This window comes from Streptomonospora arabica (assembly GCF_039531585.1).
GTDB lineage: Bacteria > Actinomycetota > Actinomycetes > Streptosporangiales > Streptosporangiaceae > Streptomonospora > Streptomonospora halophila.
This window is the reverse complement of record NZ_BAAAQI010000002.1, coordinates 64,578-82,288: the sequence shown is the minus strand read 5'-3', so window position 1 is coordinate 82,288 and position 17,711 is coordinate 64,578. Positions and strand designations below refer to the sequence as shown.

Annotated in this window: 14 protein-coding genes and 1 pseudogene; 7 read left to right on the top strand and 8 right to left on the bottom strand. The window is 68.0% G+C overall.

Annotated features, from left to right (window positions below; genetic code table 11):
- Window positions 1-240: 240 nt before the first annotated feature.
- The 3 genes from ABD284_RS03500 to ABD284_RS03490 are packed head-to-tail and all read left to right on the top strand — an operon-like array spanning window position 241 to window position 2,039.
- Complete coding sequence (locus tag ABD284_RS03500) at window positions 241-462, top strand: hypothetical protein (protein ID WP_386699742.1); 222 nt, start codon at window positions 241-243, stop codon at window positions 460-462.
- Complete coding sequence (locus ABD284_RS03495) at window positions 455-1,072, top strand: DUF6879 family protein (protein WP_344140859.1); 618 nt, start codon at window positions 455-457, stop codon at window positions 1,070-1,072. Before ABD284_RS03500 ends, ABD284_RS03495 begins: the two co-directional genes overlap by 8 nt.
- 16 nt (window positions 1,073-1,088) lie before the next feature.
- Window positions 1,089-2,039, top strand: a complete 951-nt coding sequence (locus ABD284_RS03490; RefSeq protein WP_344140857.1) for a DUF6082 family protein — start codon at window positions 1,089-1,091, stop codon at window positions 2,037-2,039.
- Here the strand turns inward: ABD284_RS03490 and ABD284_RS03485 are convergent.
- The 3 genes and pseudogenes from ABD284_RS03485 to ABD284_RS03475 form a co-directional block, all read right to left on the bottom strand.
- Window positions 1,972-4,083, bottom strand: a pseudogene (locus tag ABD284_RS03485) (GmrSD restriction endonuclease domain-containing protein); the annotation flags it as partial. The gene ABD284_RS03490 and the pseudogene ABD284_RS03485 sit on opposite strands and share 68 nt — an antisense overlap.
- Before the next feature lie 168 nt (window positions 4,084-4,251).
- A complete protein-coding gene (locus ABD284_RS03480; RefSeq protein ID WP_344140855.1) occupies window positions 4,252-4,512 on the bottom strand; it encodes a DUF397 domain-containing protein in 261 nt (86 codons plus the stop codon).
- A gap of 11 nt (window positions 4,513-4,523) precedes the next feature.
- Complete coding sequence (locus ABD284_RS03475; protein WP_344140853.1) at window positions 4,524-5,378, bottom strand: helix-turn-helix domain-containing protein; 855 nt, start codon at window positions 5,376-5,378, stop codon at window positions 4,524-4,526.
- 579 nt (window positions 5,379-5,957) lie between these two features.
- Here ABD284_RS03475 and ABD284_RS03470 point away from each other — a divergent pair.
- Window positions 5,958-6,428, top strand: coding sequence for an ATP-binding protein (locus ABD284_RS03470; RefSeq protein ID WP_344140851.1), 471 nt, complete (start codon window positions 5,958-5,960; stop codon window positions 6,426-6,428).
- A gap of 48 nt (window positions 6,429-6,476) precedes the next feature.
- Here ABD284_RS03470 and ABD284_RS03465 read toward each other — a convergent pair whose 3' ends face one another.
- From ABD284_RS03465 to ABD284_RS03455, 3 genes are all read right to left on the bottom strand, one after another.
- Window positions 6,477-7,685: a restriction endonuclease subunit S gene (locus ABD284_RS03465; protein ID WP_344140849.1), complete on the bottom strand. Its 1,209-nt coding sequence runs from the start codon at window positions 7,683-7,685 to the stop codon at window positions 6,477-6,479.
- An 83-nt stretch (window positions 7,686-7,768) separates the two neighbouring features.
- Window positions 7,769-9,766 carry a type I restriction-modification system subunit M gene (locus ABD284_RS03460; RefSeq protein ID WP_344140848.1) on the bottom strand — a complete coding sequence of 666 codons (1,998 nt, stop codon included), beginning with the start codon at window positions 9,764-9,766 and terminating at the stop codon, window positions 7,769-7,771.
- A gap of 92 nt (window positions 9,767-9,858) precedes the next feature.
- Window positions 9,859-11,940 carry an N-6 DNA methylase gene (locus ABD284_RS03455; protein WP_344140847.1) on the bottom strand — a complete coding sequence of 694 codons (2,082 nt, stop codon included), beginning with the start codon at window positions 11,938-11,940 and terminating at the stop codon, window positions 9,859-9,861.
- A 165-nt stretch (window positions 11,941-12,105) separates the two neighbouring features.
- On the opposite strand from ABD284_RS03455, the gene ABD284_RS03450 reads away from it, so the two are divergent.
- Entirely contained in the window at window positions 12,106-13,812 is a 1,707-nt protein-coding gene (locus ABD284_RS03450; protein WP_344140846.1) for a TIGR04141 family sporadically distributed protein, read from the top strand.
- Here ABD284_RS03450 and ABD284_RS03445 read toward each other — a convergent pair.
- Window positions 13,796-14,233: a hypothetical protein gene (locus ABD284_RS03445; protein WP_344140845.1), complete on the bottom strand. Its 438-nt coding sequence runs from the start codon at window positions 14,231-14,233 to the stop codon at window positions 13,796-13,798. The two genes, ABD284_RS03450 and ABD284_RS03445, sit on opposite strands and share 17 nt — an antisense overlap.
- A gap of 69 nt (window positions 14,234-14,302) precedes the next feature.
- Entirely contained in the window at window positions 14,303-15,529 is a 1,227-nt protein-coding gene (locus tag ABD284_RS03440; protein ID WP_344140844.1) for an MFS transporter, read from the bottom strand.
- 620 nt (window positions 15,530-16,149) lie between these two features.
- Between ABD284_RS03440 and ABD284_RS03435 the strand changes: the two genes are divergently transcribed.
- Together ABD284_RS03435 and ABD284_RS03430 are read left to right on the top strand one after the other, a co-directional pair.
- Window positions 16,150-17,229 (top strand): hypothetical protein, encoded by a 1,080-nt coding sequence (locus ABD284_RS03435; protein ID WP_344140843.1) that lies wholly within the window; start codon window positions 16,150-16,152, stop codon window positions 17,227-17,229.
- 48 nt (window positions 17,230-17,277) lie between these two features.
- Window positions 17,278-17,505 carry a hypothetical protein gene (locus ABD284_RS03430; protein WP_344140842.1) on the top strand — a complete coding sequence of 76 codons (228 nt, stop codon included), beginning with the start codon at window positions 17,278-17,280 and terminating at the stop codon, window positions 17,503-17,505.
- The last annotated feature ends 206 nt before the right edge of the window (window positions 17,506-17,711 follow it).

Genomic DNA, 17,711 nt, shown 5'->3' with positions numbered 1-17,711 from the left:
GGGCGCGCGAGGCTCGTTGTGGGTCCACCGTGACGCCCCAGTATGGCCGAGAGCAACGGTCACGGCGGCGAAACGGGTTGAATCGGTCATGCATCCGCCTGGCCGGATCCCGCCATTCATAGGGTGTCGGGTGTTCAACGCGCCGAGGCGGGAATGGTTCCTCTCCCGCCCCCTGCACATGGGAGGATCCCAGTGGAACGCCTGTGGGACGTTGACCTCTCCGCTCGGTTCAAGCGGCGTATGGGCAAGACCGCAGCCGAACTCGACAAGAGCCGGGTCAACGACGACTGCCCGGAGATCTGGGAACTCGACAACGGAGATGTCGCGATCGTGGGGCGCGATGTCACGGAGCGATTCGGCGACCGCCTGCCGACCGGGCTGAGCATAGGCACCGACGAGCGGCTGGTGGTCATCCCCGGTGAGATGCTGCGCGCCGCCAAGGAGGACATCGCCGATGTTTGACGACATCCGTGCCGCTGAGGGCACCTTTCTGGACCGCCGCGCCTACCGTGCGGACGCCGCCGACCTGCGCGCGGACCCGGCCATGACCGGCGAAGTCTGGAAACTGGAACGGTCGCAGTTCTTCTACGAGACCGGGGACCCCGCCTGGGACGCGTTCTGCTCCGGCGACTGGGACCGCGTCCTGGAGATCTTCGAGAGCGAGCGCGCCGCCATTCGGGGCGAGGCCGAGCAGTACGCGCGCCTGGGTCTCAGGCTGCGGCGGCTGCGCATCGTCGAACTCCCGCCCACCCCTTACCTTCGGTGGGAGATGTACAGTCATCGGATATTCGTCGAGAGCGGTTTCGAGATCGGAGTACTCGACGCCGGCCGGGTCCGCTTGTTCGAGCGGGAACGGCCCCTACCGGAACTCATGGTGTACGGCGGGGAAGTTGTCTACCAGGTCCACTACGACGAGCGTTGGGCCCCGGCCGGGGCGAAGCGGGTCGACGATCCTGCGCTGGCGCGTGACGCCGCCAACACTGTTTCCGCGCTGTACCGGCAGGCCGAACCGTTCATGGAGTTCTTCGGGCGAGAGATCGCTCCCCGGACTCCGGAGCCCGTCTCGGCCTGAGCCGAGGCGGTGGACGGTGGTGCCGTCCTCGGCATCGGAGCGCGGAAACACCCGGCCGCTGACTGTTGCCACGGTTCTGCTGCTCGTCGTGGTGGCGCTCGTGCTCGTCGGCTTTTCACCGCTGGGGTTGCGGGCCTTCGGCGGGGCCGACGGGGAGTGGGAGCGGTTGAGTCTCATCGGGCAGACCTACGGCGCGGTGTCCGCGTTGATCTCGGTCCTGGCGCTGGTCGGTGTGGCGGTGACGTTGGTCTTCCAGGCGCGGGAGACGCGCCACTCGGTCGAGGAGAGCCGCCGCCAGGCGATGGGCGAGCTGCTCCAGATGGCCATGGACGATCCCGATCTTGACGAGTGCTGGGGGCCGGTGCCCGCTGACGAGGATCCCAAGGCCCGCAAGCAGCAGCTCTACACGAACATGATCGTGACGCAGTGGGGGACGGCGTTCCGGGCGGGCGCGATGCCGGAGAGGCGGCTGCGGGCGAACGCCGCCGAAATGTTCCGCGGGCCGGTGGGGCGCGCCTACTGGGCTGCCGCCCGCGAGTCCCGGTTGAGGACGACCGGCCGCCGGCTGGATCGGCGGTTCAACGAGATCCTCGACGAGGAGTATCAGAAGGCGGGCCCTGCCGAGCCCGCGCAGCACGGCGACGACCGCGAGGGCGGCGTGCCCCCGGAGGGAGCGGAACGCACCCGCAGCGGCGCGGGGCGCCTGCTGCTGGCTTTCGCGAGCGGCGCGGCGGTCGCCGGTGCCGCCGCCGGAATCGTCCGGCACCTGCGCCGGAACGCTGCTCGCTCGCAAGGAGCAGCAGGAACTACTCAAGTGCCGGCTGGTCCCGAAGGCCCGCCTTCAGGGCCTCGTCGCGGACGCTTTTCAGCGTGGCCTTACCGCCGGCCTTCTTGGCGTGCCAGAAGGTCCAACCGTTGGCGGACTGCCGGTTCAGGACGAACATGGCCGCCGACGACACGGACGTGAAGATCTCCCCGGAGTCGACCTTCACATGGCCGTCGCCGAGGACGGTGGCGGTGTAGCGCTCACCGGCGCGGGTGCCGAAGATCTCCTGCCCGGCAGCCAGGTAGCCGTTCCGGACGAGTTGGGCCACGGTGACGTCGTAGCGCGCCCGCCCTCGCCGGGCGGCACGCCGCTCGGGCGTCACGTGCTTGGGGACCGTGAATCCGTAGTTCTCCGGTGCCCACACCAGTTCGCACAGCCGCTGGTACAGCTTCTGGCGCTCGTCGATGGCTTTCGCGGTGAACTCGGAGTCGTTCTTGTAGCTCTGGAACAGTCTCGCCAGCCCGTACTCCCTGTTGGTGCGGAGCTTGCGGAACCCGGGGTTCCTGGCGCGGTGGAACTCCGGGTGGAGGGAGGCGGCGAGCACGTTCTGCTGGCGGTAGGACTCGACCTTCTCGCTGAGGGGAGCGTCCCGGTAGCTCGCGTTTTCGCTCTTGTCCAGGAGCAGCAGGGCGCCGAGCCGATCGCGCAGGGCGTTGAACTTGGCGAGTGTGGGTGCATCGGACTGGTAGCGCTCGGGCTTGTCGGCCCAGATGTGCTCGATCTCGTACGGACGCTGTCGGCGCAGGTAGTCGGCGATGGGGTCGGGCTTGCCGCATTCCTTCTCCACCCAGGCGGTGACCCGGGCGAGCAGGTAGCGCACCTGCTTCCTGTTGTCGTGCCGCAGGCCGAACTTGGTCGCGGCGATCCCGGTGAAGTCGTCGTCCAGTCCGGCGATCTCCTGGCTGAGCAGGTTCCTGACGTCCTCACCGGTTCGGCAGTCGCGGAGCCGCGGCACCAGATGGGCCACCTCGTCGTCCAAGGCCTCGGGTTGGCGCGCCCTGTCGTTCACGAAGCGGCGAACGTAGAGGAGGTCGAGGTATCCGGCGATCGGGACCGCCTTCCTCCAGAACTCGTCGAGGTCGTCGGTGGGGGAGACGGCGGCGAGGATCGCCGTGTACTGCCAGTCGAGTCCGTTCACCGCGTTGTAGAAGACGGCTTCGCGGCCCTCGTAGGGCTCTTTCGCGGCGCGCAGCAGGGAGGCGTACCGGTCGGCGAGGCCGCAGACTTCATCGGTGACGAAGCGGTCGTAGGAGTCCTTGCCGTGCAGGCTGAGCCGGCCGTGGTTCTCGCGGACCCATTCGTGCGCCGCCGTGCCGATCCTGTCGGTGTCGCTGCCCGGTCCGGTTTCGGAGAGATCGGCGAACTTGGCGGTCAGCATGGCGGTGATGAAGTCGCTGGGAGTGTGGGGCTCGTTGGCGATGATCTGGGCGAGCATCTCCCGCCACTTCACGTCGAGTCGGTGACGGTCGTGGCCGTGGGAGAGCAGGAAGCCCTTCAGTAGTTCGATGGGGTCGAGCTTGACGCCCCGGTCGTTCATCGTCTTGAAGATCTCCCAGCCCTGTTCGCGGCTGTCGGCTTTGATACCGACGAGGCACACGCGGTCGCGGAGCCAGTCCAGGAAGGGGAGGAGGCTTTCGCCGCGGAGCTCGGGCGGGAAGGTCTCGTCGAGGTCGCGGGCGCGTTCGTGGAGATTGCGCAACGACTGTGTGGAGTTCTTCGGGAGGGTGTAGGGGCCTCCCTTGTAGATGGAGTCGAGTAGTGCGCTCCGCTCGTCGATGGCGATGGTGTAGGTACGCCGGCCGTGTTTGGAGACCCGGATGAGTTTGTCTAGTTCGCTCAGGTCGTCGTCGGCGTCGATCTGCTGCTCGACGAGCAGTCGGCGGAGATGCATCAGCAGCAGGTGAAGCGTGGTGATGCGCTGCTGGCCGTCGACGAGGTAGGTGGTCTCACCTTCTTCGAAGTACACGAACGGCCCGAGGAAGTAGGGGGCGTACTCGGACGTCTGCGACCTGCTGTGCTCGGGGTGCCACGAGGCGGCGAACCGCTGGTACAGGTCCTCGACGAGGGAGCCGACGTGCTTGCGGGACCAGACGTATTCACGCTGGTAGTAGTCCAAGCCGAACCGCTGGCCGGAGAAGAGTTGCTCGATGGTGAAGCCGTGACCGCTGATGGGGGATTCGGCCATGCGGGGCGACGCTCCTCGTTGATCGACGCAGCACGGGGGACGCTGATCGTCGTACCCCTTCGATGGAAGGAGCGAATCCCGGTGGATGACCCGATCCGGCCACGTTGACTCCCGATCCACCGGTATGCCGCCGCCGGAGCCCGACCCTCGGGGAAGAGCCGGAGAGTTCTACAAGCGGGCGGCCTTCACAGCGGTGAGGAACGCCGACCACTCGTCCCCGGAGAAGGACAGGTGCCCCGCCTGCGGGTGCTTGGAGTCCCGCACGGCGACCGAGGAGGGGAGCTGGGCGTACTCGACGCAGTTGACCTCGCGACCGCTGTAGGAGGAGACGTGCCACGCGGCGCTGGAGCATTCGACGCACTCTCCGCCATTGCCGTTGCTGTATGAACTCTTGCGCCAATCAGCCTTGCGATCGGTGGGCGCAATCATCTCCGGCTTCCTCATCCTTCGTCTTTGTCCTTCGCCATGCTTGCGATGAGATCCACCGAATCTTGGGGACTCAACGCGACACTTCTAAGGTTATCGAGCTCCTCGCGGAAGAACGTGACCTCATACTCCTCCTCCATGAAGAGACCGGAGATCTTGTGTTCCACGTGGACGACCGGCTTGTTCTTGCCGAACTCCAGCATGGTGAAGGGGCCATCGAGACCCGAGTGAGCTCCGAGTTGGGACGAGAGTACACGAAGTGAGACATTCGGGCGTTCGGCTGCTTCCGTTAGGTGGCGAAGCTGGCGGGCCATAAGCTTGGACGGCAATGCCTGACGGCGGAGTGCGCCTTCATCGATGATGAACTCCAACCTCGGAGGCTTGTCGCGGGTGAGGATCGCTTGTCGGCCCATCCGAGCAGCTACGCGCACCTCTATGTCTTCCCCAGGAGCATGGAACGCTTGTAGGAGAGCCCTGGTGTACTCCGGTGTTTGGAGGAGCCCGGGAATCAGCAGCATCTCAAGGCTGTAGATGGCGGTCGCCTTCGCCTCCAGGTGGATCAGCGTGCGGGACTCGCGCGAGAGGCTTCCCTGGCCCCCGTTCTTTTCGACAAGGCCGGACTCATCGGACCTTGATGCCTTCTCGATGAGGTACTCACGATCACGTCCGATTACGTCGTACAGCGCCAGCAACGATGCGACATCCTCTGGCTTGATGCTCTGCTTCCCTGTCTCGATGCGCGAGATCTTGGACTGAGCCCATCCCAGCCGCTCGGCCACCTTGCGACTGCTGATGTTCCGAGCCTCGCGGAGCAAACGTAGCTCCGCCCCAAGGTCACGCCCGGCGACAGTGGGCTGATTTGTAGGCATTCAATCCTCCTTGTGCCCGTAGGAACGGGTCGAGCTTAGCCAGGGACAGTGCACGGCGTTCTTACCTGATGGCCAGTGCCTGCTTGCTGTCGGTAGCTTGTTCGTCACATCGCTAGCATCAGATGCGCATTGATGCTCTAATGATCTCACGCTGTTGTTCATGATGTAAGGAGGCTTCGTGCACCCCTCATCTACTACTGGAGGCCACCGGTCACCCACCCTCGGTGAAATCCGCCGTTCGCTACTGGCTCGGCTACAGCGGGAGGTGCATACGTTCGGGAGGTCGGCGCTGGTGGCGCTGGCCGGCTCGGATCACCCGGTGCTCTACACCGCCGGACCTGACGGTCGCCGGGTCGCCGTCGTGGCCATGTGGCTGGGGGACTCCTGGTCGTTCGTCTGGGGCCGGAACGGTCAGGCTCCGGCGGACTCTCCGCGTGACGTTGCCGCACTCCTGGCTGGACTTCGTCCGGCAGGACCGAACCGCGCGGGAAAAGTCCGTGAGCTGTTCAGCCGCCGCCCTCGCGCACGCGGTAAGCAGGTCGCGCAGGCCGCTTCGGGCACGCTTGCGGAGGTGGCGTGATGGAGGACGTACTCTCCCCGTTCACGCTCAGCGCCTACCGGTGCTTTCCCGGTGTGGCGGAGCAGTGCCGCGAGGCCCGCCTCTGGGTGCGGACGCTGGTGCGCGACTTCCACGACGTGGCCGACGCCGTGGAAGTGGTGGCCAGCGAGTTCTTCAGCAACGCCCTGCGCCACACCGCCTCAGGCCGCCCCGGCGGCGAGGTGGACGTGGGGCTCGTCGGTCTGGCGGCCGGTGTCCTCCATCTGGAGGTGATCGACCAGGGGCAGGCCACCACCCGCGCGGAGCGCCAACCCTTCGACCTGATGCGCCCCGGCGGCTGCGGCCTGGTTCTCGCCGCCGTCCTCTCCCACGGCTGGGGTCGCGTGCCCGCCGAGGCCGACCCGTGCTGCGGCGTCCACACCCCTACCCCTGACGACTACACCGGCCCGATGGTCACCTGGGCCCATTTCCACACCAGGATCCGACGCTGACCCAGACTCCCTGTCCGGCACGGCGGCCGTCGATCCACGCCCCCAGCGTCACCCCACGGCCGCCCGCCCCGCCGTCGTCACATCGATCTGCCCGGTGACAGCGGCAGTGATGAGCGCCTGGCGTCGCTCAGCAAGGAGAGAGATTTGGTGATTAAGAGTGTCGAAAATGCGGTTCGTTGACTCTCTCATTTTTGCGCATTCACTTGCAATGGATTTCTGTTTTTTCATGTCGACTACTGGTACAGGGAAATCGAGTACTTTGCTGCCGCTAGTTGTGGCGATTCCTACTTGGTTAGAAGTAAAGCGAAAATACTTGCGTCCGTGTATTGATGCCAGTGTGGACGAGAGGAAATCTGGCAGTAGCGAATCTTTATTTGTTCGGATGGCAAATATGTGGTTCTGATGAACCATGCCAGGTATGTCGTCATTCCATACTGCGCCACGTCCTAGATTGTCGGGGTTTCCGTTAGCCTCTGTCATAACTACGTCGCCAGGCTGTAGCGTGGAGCGCCTAATGGCTGACTTTGGAAGGTTTATTGTCTTTATTTCGGATAGGTCGATTCCTTCGCCCTGTACGTTTGCCACTCGAAGATATGGAACTTCAATATCGTCCGGAGTAGCTTTCCTAGTTGCATCTACAGTGGCGCCGGATTGGATTCGGGCGAGATAGCCAAGCCTGGCAGTCGGCATGTCGTTGGGTAGCCAGGGCCAGGCCTCACTTCTCCTTACATTTTGAGAAATGCCTGGTGTGGTGTTCTCTGAGATTGCAGCTCGATAGCGTTCTGAAATGATCAGCATCTGTCTGTTGCGTAACTTGATCATCTCGTCGATCCGCGCTGTCTCGGCGTCGAGATAATCGGCGATGCGTCGCTGCTCGTCAACGGGAGGTAGGGACACTGGAAGTGCGCGCACTCGTTCGGCGCTCAGGTGGTAGATGTTCGCGCCGCTGGCCACGGACGCGAACAGCCCCGAGCCATGGGCGGAGCGCGCCCACCAACTGAGATAGCGGCCGTCTACGTCTTGACGAGGTCGCAACCGGAGAAGGGTGTTCTGAAAACAGACGGTGCCTTCTAGCTCTCCTCGCCAGACTGCTGAGGCTCCGACCGTGCCGAGGCTCCCGCTGCCTTCGGTCACCAGAACATCGCCGGCGCGCAAAGAAAAGATCTGCTGTTCCTGCGGAGAGAAGTTCATCTCCAGAACACTGCTCAGATCGATGCGGCCGTCTTTTACATTGGCGGCACGAAGGTAGGGGACCATGTTGGGTCCTTCCGCGTGCTGCGGAGACCGTTGGCGTCCCAACGAGACCTCGGCGGCGGCTCGGAGGTGCGTTTGCCGCCACATCACTCCGTCACCTCTCCCAACAACCGCTGGATCTCGCCCTCAAGCTCCTTCAGCTCCGCGTCGATCTCTTCCAACGGCCTTGGCGGGGTGTACTCGTAAAAATGCCGGGTGAAGGGGATCTCGTACCCCACCTTGGTTTTACTCTCGTCGATCCAAGCGTCCGGGACGTGCGGCAGGACCTCGCGCTCCACATAGGCGTGAATGTCCTCGTTCAGCGGGACGTTCTCATTGTCGCGCAAATCCGGGTCCGGAAGGACATTCCCCTTCTTGTCCTTCTGCAACTCGCCCTCCGGGTCGCTGACGCTGACCGCGTTCCACACCTGCTTGGTGACAGCGGCCGGGATACCGGTCAACCCCGCGTCGGCGTAGGCGGTCTTCAATGTGGCGTCGAAATCGGCCCGGCTGTAGACCGGCTCCCGGCCCGCCAGAGGACGCAGCGCGGCGAGAAGCTTGTCCCGCAGATCGGTATCCTTGGCGAGGGCTTTGTTGGCCTCCAGCTCGGCCAGCGCCTCCTCGGTCACCTCGAAACGCAGCCGCAGCGGGCGCTCGACCGTGATCCGCCGGTACCCGAAATCCCTCGGCCGGAACACCTTCACCCGCGGGTCCGACTCCGCCTCGGAGAGGGCGTTCACGTACAGCTTCTTCAGCTCCGCGATCCGGTCGTCCGGGATGCGCTTGCGCTTGTCGCCGAGGCTCTTGCGCATCTTCTCCCACTCGTCGCGGGCGTCCAGCAGGATCACTTTGCCCTTGTGGGCCGGATCCTTCTTGTTCGACAGGATCCAGAAGTAGGTGGAGATCCCCGTGTTGTAGAAAAGCTGGTCCGGCAGCGCCACGATGCCCTCCAGCCAGTCGTTCTCCAGGATCCACCGGCGGATATTGGACTCGCCCGACTCCGCGCCGCCCGTGAACAGCGGGGAACCGTTGAACACGATCGCCACGCGCGCGCCGCCCTCCTCGGGGCTGCGCATGTGGTGGATCATGTGCTGCAGGAACAGCAGCGAACCGTCGTTGATCCGGGGAAGGCCGGCGCCGAACCGGCCCCGGTACCCCTTGTTCTCGTGCTCGGCCTCGACCTCGTCGCGTGCCTGCTTCCACTCGACCCCGAACGGCGGGTTGGCCAGCAGGTAACTGAACGACTGTGCGGCGTGCCGGTCGTCGGTGAAGGAGTTGCCGAGCTTGATGTTGTCGGCCGGCTCACCCTTGATCAGCATGTCCGAGCGGCTGATCGCGTAGGACTCCGGATTCATCTCCTGGCCGAACACCTTCACGGTCGCGTTCGGGTTGTGCTCGGTGATGAAGTCCTCTGCTGCGGTGAGCATGCCCCCGGTCCCGCATGCCGGGTCCAGCACGGTGAATACCCTGCTCGGGGTGAGCAGCTCGGCCTCGTCCGGCGACAGCAGCAGCTTCACCATCAGGTTGATGACCTCCCGCGGGGTGAAGTGCTCGCCGGCGGTCTCGTTGGAGATCTCGGAGAACCTGCGGATCAGCTCCTCGAACAGGTAGCCCATCTGGTGGTTGGACACCCGCTCCGGGCTCAGGTTGAGATCGGGGTCGGCGAACCTGCCCGCCACCTGGTACAGCAGCTTCGACTTCTCCAACCGGGCGATCTGGTTGGTGAAGTCGTAGTGCTCGAAGATGTCCGCGGCCGTCGAGGAGAAACCGCCGACGTAGGTGCGCAGGTTCCGGGCGATGACATGCTCGTCGGTCTCGGCCCCCACGATCTTCGGCAGGCTCAGGTTCGACTCGTTGAAGAAGCTCAACCCCAGCGGCCGGACGAACGACAGGAGCTGGCGCTCCCGGTTCTCGATGCCCTTCTTCTTGAGCTCATCGCGCTTCTCGATGATGGCGGCCTTGTGCGGCTCAAGCACGCACTCCAGTCGCCGCAGCACGGTGAACGGCAGCACCACCCGGCCGTACTCCGACTGCTTGTAGCTGCCGCGCAGCAGGTCGGCCACCGACCAGAGGAAACCGGCGAGCCGCTGATGGTCAGAACTCATGGCGGGTCTTCCTTACCAAGGATGAAGGGGTCAGGGGAAAGTCTGCGACGCGGTGACGACAGGCGCGACCGGTTCCGCCGAGCCGGCGCCGATCATTCGTCGAAAGTGTCTTCCGGCCCGTCCGCGACCGGGCGGAGCGCGCCGTGGATCAGGCCGTCGACCATCGTGCGCCGCGCGTCGTCACCCGCCCGGTACAGCCCGTCGAGAGTGGCGCGGAACTCCTCCAGCCGGCGGAAGGCCGCACCGATCCGCTGCTGGTCGAGCAGCGGCAGGCGCGGCAACCCCACCCGCCGGACGTCGACGAGGGAGGAACGGTTTAACGAGAGTGAGGAGGAGCGCTGCGCCACCTCGGAGCCGCTGAACACGGCCGCCAGGAACCACGAGTCGACCGCGTCGGGGTCCGGGCGCACGACCACCACGTTGCCCGCGACGGGAGTTCCCGCTTCGGTGTCGTCGACCACCCGGGCGGCCGGGCGGGGGACCGGCGCGCGCGGCACCAGCACATCACCCGCCCGGACCCTAACCGTGTCCACACCCTCCGGCATCCGCTGCGACGGCGGCCCCCCGGACAGCACCTCCTTCACGGTGAACGCGAGAAGGGATTCCGGTCCGGGGGCGCCCTCCTCCCCGCGGCGGTGCGACGGTGTCCAGAGCAGCTCGACCTGCCCGCGGCGCACCAGATCATGCACGGTCACCGTGGCCCGTGACCCCGGCGACGCCTCGGCGACATCCGGTAGCAGACCCGAGAGCCGACCAGCGAGGCCGGCCAAGGCCTCCCGGGCCGCACCGAGTCCGGACACATCGGGGGCGGCCGGGGCGAGGTGCCGGGCCGGGGTGAGATCCACGTCCTCGCCGAGGAGGTCGACCACCGGCACCGCCCGCCAGTAACCGGCCTCCTCGCTGCCGGCCTCCCCGCCGCCGGCCTGCCGGTCGGCGGCAAACGGCTCATAGGCGGCCAGCACCGCATCTCGCACCTTCGGCCAGGCGGGCTCCACGACCGCCGCGGCGGCATCGACGAGCAGCACCTCGGACGGCGCGGCCTCCCCTTCAGCCGGGCGCCGCAGCACCCACAGCATGAGCGGAATGCCCATCGGGGGCGCGAGCCCTGCGGGCAGCGAGACCACGGCGCGCAACGCCCTCCGGCGCAGCAGCTCCGTTCGGATCCGGCGGCCGGAACGCCGCGACGCCACCCCCGGCGGGAGGACCACCACGACCGCGCCGCCGGGCCGGGCACGGGCGAGCGCGTGCTGCACCCAGGCGAGCTCCGAGTCGCCCTTCGCCGGCAGCCCGTACTCCCAGCGGGCGTCGAACTCCAGCTCCTCCACACCCCAGTCCCGCTGGTTGAACGGCGGGTTCACCAGGACCGTGTCGGCGGACAGATCGGGGAAGGCGTCCTCGCGCAGCGAGTCGTCCGCGCGGATATCGGGTTCGGCACCGGCCAGCGCCAGCCGCACCCCGGCGAGCCGCGCCAGCCCCGCGGCCAACTCCTGTCCGACCGGACGCACTCCCCGACCGCGCAGGAACGCCGTGCGCAGCAGGGTGGCGGCGCCGCACGCCGGGTCGAACACGGTCCCCTCGGGGCGGCCGGCGAGATCCACCATCAGCTCGGCGAGCTCCTCGGGGGTGGCCGTGAACTGGCGGGTGACCGAGGTGAGGAAGCGCTCGTAGAGCCGCTCGAACGCCTCCTGCGGGCCGCCCTGGCTACGAGCCAGCTCGGCGAGGGCGTCCAGCGTCTCCCGGAACGTGTGTACAGGGGGAAGCTCCGGAGCCCCGATGCCGGGAACGGCTGTGAACACCGCCCGGATACAGTCGTCCAGCTCGGCATCCGCCATTCCCGCCGTGTCGCGCTCCGAGGTCGCCACCAGCAGGGCTGCACCCGTGAACGCCACAGCGTCGGCGGTGTCCAGCCGGCCCCGCGCGGCGTCCATGAGCTGCCACACCGACTCCACGCTCGGCGCCTGGTCGAGCTTGCCCTGCTGCTCCAGCCAGCGGCGCACCTCGCGCAGGTCGAACGAAGGGCTGGTGTCCGTGCCGCCCACCGGTTCCGGGAAATCGCCGTACCTGCGCCGCCAGTTGCTCACCGCGGCGCGCCCCACCCCCGCCAGGCGGGCGATCTCGGCCGCGCTGACGGTCGCGGCGTCGCCGTCGCCGGTGTCCGGCACCGATCTAGCCATGGTGTTGACCCTATCGCAGCCGCATGTGCAGTAGAACACATGTACACAGAAATATGCCTGTTGACTAAGTTCACAAGCACGGCGTACATTGACGGAGTCGCCGTTGAGTGTGTGCTCAACGGTGCGTTCACGACCGTGATTCGCTGCTTCCCCCGGGAGATCGCAATGACAACCAGAACGGCACTTCCCCACGCCGAGCCGCCCCGACCCGGCGGCCGCGTCCGCGAGGTCACGCTGTACCGGCTGACCGATGTAGATGCGAACGAGCAGGACATGCGCGCCGTCTTCGACGAAGCCGGAACCGCCCGCCGGCAGCTCGACCTCAGAACAACCCGCATCGACGGCATGCTCGCGGTGGTGCTGTACGGGATGCGCGGCGGCGAACGCCCGCCCGACTGGCAGGCCGACGCGACCCGGACCACCGCGGTCGACCTGGACCTGCGCAAGACGTCCCCGGTCGCCGCCGTCCTCATCGCGGTGGACGACCACGTCTACGCGTTCAGCTACGGGGGCGGCCACCACCTCATCCCGAGGGACCTCCGGGACCCGGAGTTCGGACGCACGTTCGCCGCCTGCGCCCTCGACCCGGCAACGGTGGCAACCGTGAACACCCGCGACATGGACACCGTGAACCGGTACGGCAGCACCCACATCCCGCGCGGCCAGGCGGTGCGCACCTTCGGCCTCCGGCACGAAAGGGATTTGGTGAACCGGCTCAAGGCCAAGTGCGGGCTGAACGAGCTCACGGCCGCGCGGGGTGGTGAGAAGGCGCGTTTCGCCGAATGCGGGGACGGCATCCGCACTCACCTCGGTGTCGACCAGGCCGACCTCGTCAACGACATCCGCTTCATCGCCGCCACCGTGAAGGACGGGCAGGTGCGCGAGGAAATGCGGTTCCTGGAGGACCGCAAGGAGGTCCGTTCCCCCGAGAAGGTCGAGGCGCTCTGGTCGCTGGTCGAGGACGGGCTGCGCGACCCGGAGTCCGTCGGGCTGGCGATCGCCCCGCCGCTGGACGTCTTCGACCAGCTCGACGACGCGCGTTCGTTCCGGGTCCGCATCGGCCCCGCGACGTGCCCGCTGCGTACCGAACTCCGGGAGGAGGACCTGGTGGCGCGGCTCCGCCACCTGAAGGAGGGAACCCTCGCCCAGGCCCTCAAGAGCGGCTGGATCAAGCTGTTCGAGGACGCCGACGGCCGGCGGGAGCTCGCCACGCACCGCAACCTGTGCTACTGGATCGATGCCACGGTGTCGCCGGGCAGTGAGATGTACGTGCTGCGGGACGGGCGCTGGTACGAGTACGGCCCCCGCTACCTGGAGGAAGTGGGTCGCGAGGTCGCGGACCTCCTCGCGCGCGGCTCCTCCCTGGACCTTCCCGACTGGCCCGACCTGCTGGCCTACCGGCGCGACAAGGAGTCCCCCGAAGGTGCTTACAACCGGCGCGTCGGCGAGACGCAGCCCGGCTACCTCTGTCTGGACAAGAACCTCGCCCGCACCGAGGTCCACTCCGGCAACGGCGTCGAACTGTGCGACCTGCTGGGGCCCGGCAACGAACTGGTCCATGTCAAGCAGGCCTCGTCGGCAGCGGGCCTGAGCCACCTGTTCAACCAGGCCAAGTCGGCCGTGGAGAGCCTGCACTACGAGCGTCAGGCGCGCGAATGGTTCGCCGAGGCGGTGGCCCGCATCGACCCCGAGCGCGACCTCACCGGTTTCCAGCCGAGGACGGTCGTGTTCGCCCTCCGGCTGGCCAAGCACACCGATGTCACCGTCGACAACCTCTACCCGCTGGCGCAGGTCGAGCTGTACCGCACCGCCGTGGCCCTGCGCCGGTGCGGAATCGCCGTCGAGGTCGTCACCATCAGGCACAGCAGCTGATGGGGGCGGCACCCTTCGGACGAGCGGACCACGTCTTCTCGGGTCGGTCCGCTCGTCGCCGGCCGGCGACGCCGTCGTGCGCGGCCCCGGAGGCGGCCAGGTGCTCGTCCGCGTAGGCGGTGAGTTCGGCGTCGTCGGAGAAGCCGGAGCGCCGGCGCTGCACGACGCCCTGCGGGTCGTCGGGGCCGGCCCGGTGGAAGGCCGCCGAGATGCGGGCGCGCCAGTCGATCACCAGGGGAGCGCCGCCGGCGTCGTGGACGAGGCGGCGCCCGATGGAGACCCGATCGGCTCCGCTTGCGCGGGTGCGGGCCTGCGGATCGCCGGGGTCGCGCTCGTCGACGGTCCCGGGCGGCGGGACCGGCGGTATGGGCGTGCATGCGGAGGGGCGGGGGGCGACGAGCGTCTCCGCAGGGCCGGACACCGCCGACCAGCTCTGCCTTTGTGTCAGCGAAGTTGTTAGTGGCGGGCGCCCGAGGGAGGTCGCTGGGGGCTATCGGCGCAGCGCCGGTTCGGTCGGCTCGACCGGTTCCGGTTCGGCCGGTTCGGCTGCCGGCGCTGCGGTGGCCCTGCGGGGCCGCCGGGCGAAGGGGGCGGCCACCGCGATGACCGCGGGCAGGATCGCCAGCGCCAGCACGACGGGCTGGTAGGAGCCGGTGGCGTCGCGGCCCACGGAGAGGAGGACCGGGCCCACGGCGGTGGAGGCCACGGCAATGGACTGGGTGAGCCCGCGCAGCGTGCCCAGGGTGGCGGTGCCGTAGTAGTAGGGGAACGCAGCCGCCTCCACAGCGCGCGCGCCGGCCGCCGCGGCACCCAGTGTCGCGCCGTAGGCCATGGCGCTGATTCCCGGTGAGACGAAGGGCAGCAGGGCCAGGGTGGCGGCGTGCACGGCCATGGACCCCGCGATGAGCAGCTTGGGCGAGAAGCGGTCGGTCGCCGAGCTGAAGGCCAGGGACGCCACGAGTCCGGCCACGGTCTGCGGCAGGAAGTTCGCCGCCGCCTGCGTGGGGGTGAGTCCCTGCTCGCCCAGCAGGGCGACCTGGTGGAAGAAGACCGCGGTGGTGACCAGCCCACTGCAGGCTACGGCGCCGGAGATCGTCCAGAACATCGACGTGCGCATCACGGCGCGCAGCGGCCAAGCGGCCGCGGCGTCGGCCGGGCCGGCGGTGTCCGACTTCGCCGTCGTGGCGGAGGCGTTGCGCACCCCGCGCATACCCCACCACGCGATCGGCAGGACGATCGCCCAGACCAGGAGCGCCTCGGCCAGCACCGCGTGCCGCCACCCCACGGCGGCGATCAGCCGCTCGGCCAGCAGGGGGAACAGGGAGATCCCGGCCGCCCCGGCGGCGCTGGTGATGCCCAGAGCCGTGCCGCGGTTGCGGGTGACGGCGATCCCGACGGCCGTGGTGGCGATCATGGTCATACCGCCCTGACCCATGGCGCGCGCGCCGACGAACGCGGCGGTCAGCGAAACGAACTCGCGCGCGCCGGCGAGCAGCAGCAGGAACGCGCCGAAGGCCAGCGCGACGCAGGCCAGCACCGGGCGGACGCCGAAGCGGTCGACGGCGCGGCCGATCCAGGGCAGGACCAGCGCCCCCGACAGGGTGCCGACCATGTAGGCGGTGGAGACCGCCGAGCGGCTGATGCCGACGTCGGCGATGATGTGGTCGACGAAGATGGAGATCCCCGCGGTCTGTCCGGGCCCGCTGAGCGCGAGCACCGTGCCGGAGAGAGCGACGAGCAGAACCGGGTGCGGCGGTGCGGGGCGTGAACCTGCAGGCGGGGCGGACGCGGACGAGCGGGCGGCAGGCAGAAGGAACTCCTCCGTCGACATGGGCAGGCGGCACCGCCGGGGCCGGGCGCTCGGCCGCGCGAGCGGGGATCGGGCGGCGCTCCGGCGCGGGTTCCGGAGTGGCTCCTTCGACAGGACCCGCGCGGCACGGAAGGCGGCCGACCCGTCAACTCTACTCTTCCGTCAGTGTTCAAACGGGTTCCTGCCCGGTTGCCTTCACCACACCGCGCGGCACCGTGGGCAGGGACGCTGCAGTGGCGCGCGATGGCGCGCCCCAGCCGCCTGAGCACCCGCGGGCGCATCGGGGCCCTGGAGTACCGCCGCCGCCTCATCCCGGCGATTCCTGCCTAAACCACAGTGATGGTGCTGAAAGTCCCCAGGTCAGACGGTTTCGCCGGACCGGCCCAGGGAAATGGCGTCGATATGCGGAGCGCCGCGGAGCGCAGCGGGATCGCCTGCGCCGGTGCTGCCGCGCGCCGCAACGGCCGCACCGACGCGTAGCGTCGCTTGGCGGCCGAGACGGCGCCCAGGATGTCGTAGGGGGGGACATGCCTGAAAACGACAGCGACGGCCAGGGCAGGACGCGGCCGCCCGCCCGAACGCGTGAAGACGGTGGGGAGAGGTCCGCCAAGCGGAGGCGGGACGACGAGAAGAAGCTTTCGCGGAGGCCGCACGGGCCCGATGGCAGTGGTCGCGGATCCGCTTCCGAAGAGCCGGATGTACTGCTCGACGTCCCGGTGGTCAAGGTGGACGAGATCCAGCTTGAGGTCGAGAACCTCCGGGCGCGGGTGTCTTTGCAGGCTGAGGTCCTGGACTTGGTGAAACTCAATGTGGGTGCGGATGTTGAACTCGGGCGTGTCGGTCTCACCATCAAGGGGGTCGAGGCGCAGGCCCTGTTGAAGGTGCGTCTCGACAATGTCGCTTCGATCATCGAGCGGGTCCTGGAAACGATCGACAACAACCCGCAAATTCTGGAGAACCTGACCCGCGGCCTGCAGTCGACGCTTGAGGACGTAGGCAGTGGCGCTGGTCAGGCCGTGGGCGAACTCGGCCGGGGTGCTGGTAGTGCGGTCGAGGACGTCGGCGAGGGTGCCGGTGGTGCGGTCCAGGAGGTCGGCCGGGGTGCCGGTGGTGCGGTCCAGGAGGTCGGCCGGGGTGCTGGTAGTGCGGTCGAGGACGTCGGCGAGGGTGCCGGTGGTGCGGTCCAGGAGGTCGGCCGGGGTGCTGGTAGTGCGGTCGAGGACGTCGGTGAAGGTGCCGGTGGTGCGGTCGAGGACGTCGGTGAAGGTGCTGGCGGTGCGGTCGAGGACGTCGGCGAGGGTGCCGGTGGTGCGGTCGAGGACGTCGGCGAGGGTGCCGGTGGTGCGGTCGAGGACGTCGGCGAGGGTGCCGGTGGTGCGGTCGAGGACGTCGGCGAGAGTGCGGGCGAAGTCGGCAAGAGCGCAGGCAAAGCCGCCGGCCGCGCAGTCGAGGGCGCAGGCGAGTCCGCAAGGCGGACCGGCAGGGGTGAGGGTGCCGGGAGGACGGCCGAAGGCGCGGGCAAGTCCGCGCGCAGGGTCGGGAAGGGCGCGGGCAAGTCCGGAAAGCGGACTGGCGGAAGCGCGGTGAGAAGGACCAAGGACACCTGAGGTGGACTGAGGACTATGGGCAAGCCGTCACGACCGCGCCGGGGAGACGTGGAGATCAGCGCCTCGGTAAAGGCGGAGGAGCTGACCTTCAGCGAAGTACCGGAGGTCAGCGTGGATTTTCCAGGCGACGCGGAGCAGGACGCCGCCTCAGGCAGTGACCGCACCAATCTGCCGGACGAGGTGGAACCCGGAGTCACCTACCGGGACATCCACGTCGACTATCGGATTGCGAGTCGTCTGACCGGCCAGGATCGGCCCGACAGCCGAGAGGACTGACAGCGCGCTCACCAGGACGGCCCGGGCGGCCGGTGTAGGCCGCCCGGACCGCACCACCGGCTGAGGCACGGCCCCGGTCGGCCGCAGGCGCATTCCGGGAAGTCCGGCTGGCGCCATCCGGCGGTCCCGCTCGGGATGCGTCCCTCCGCCTGCTGCCTCCCTGTCCTCAGCAGCGAGCTGGCCTGCCGGCCGCCCTTCGAGCGGCC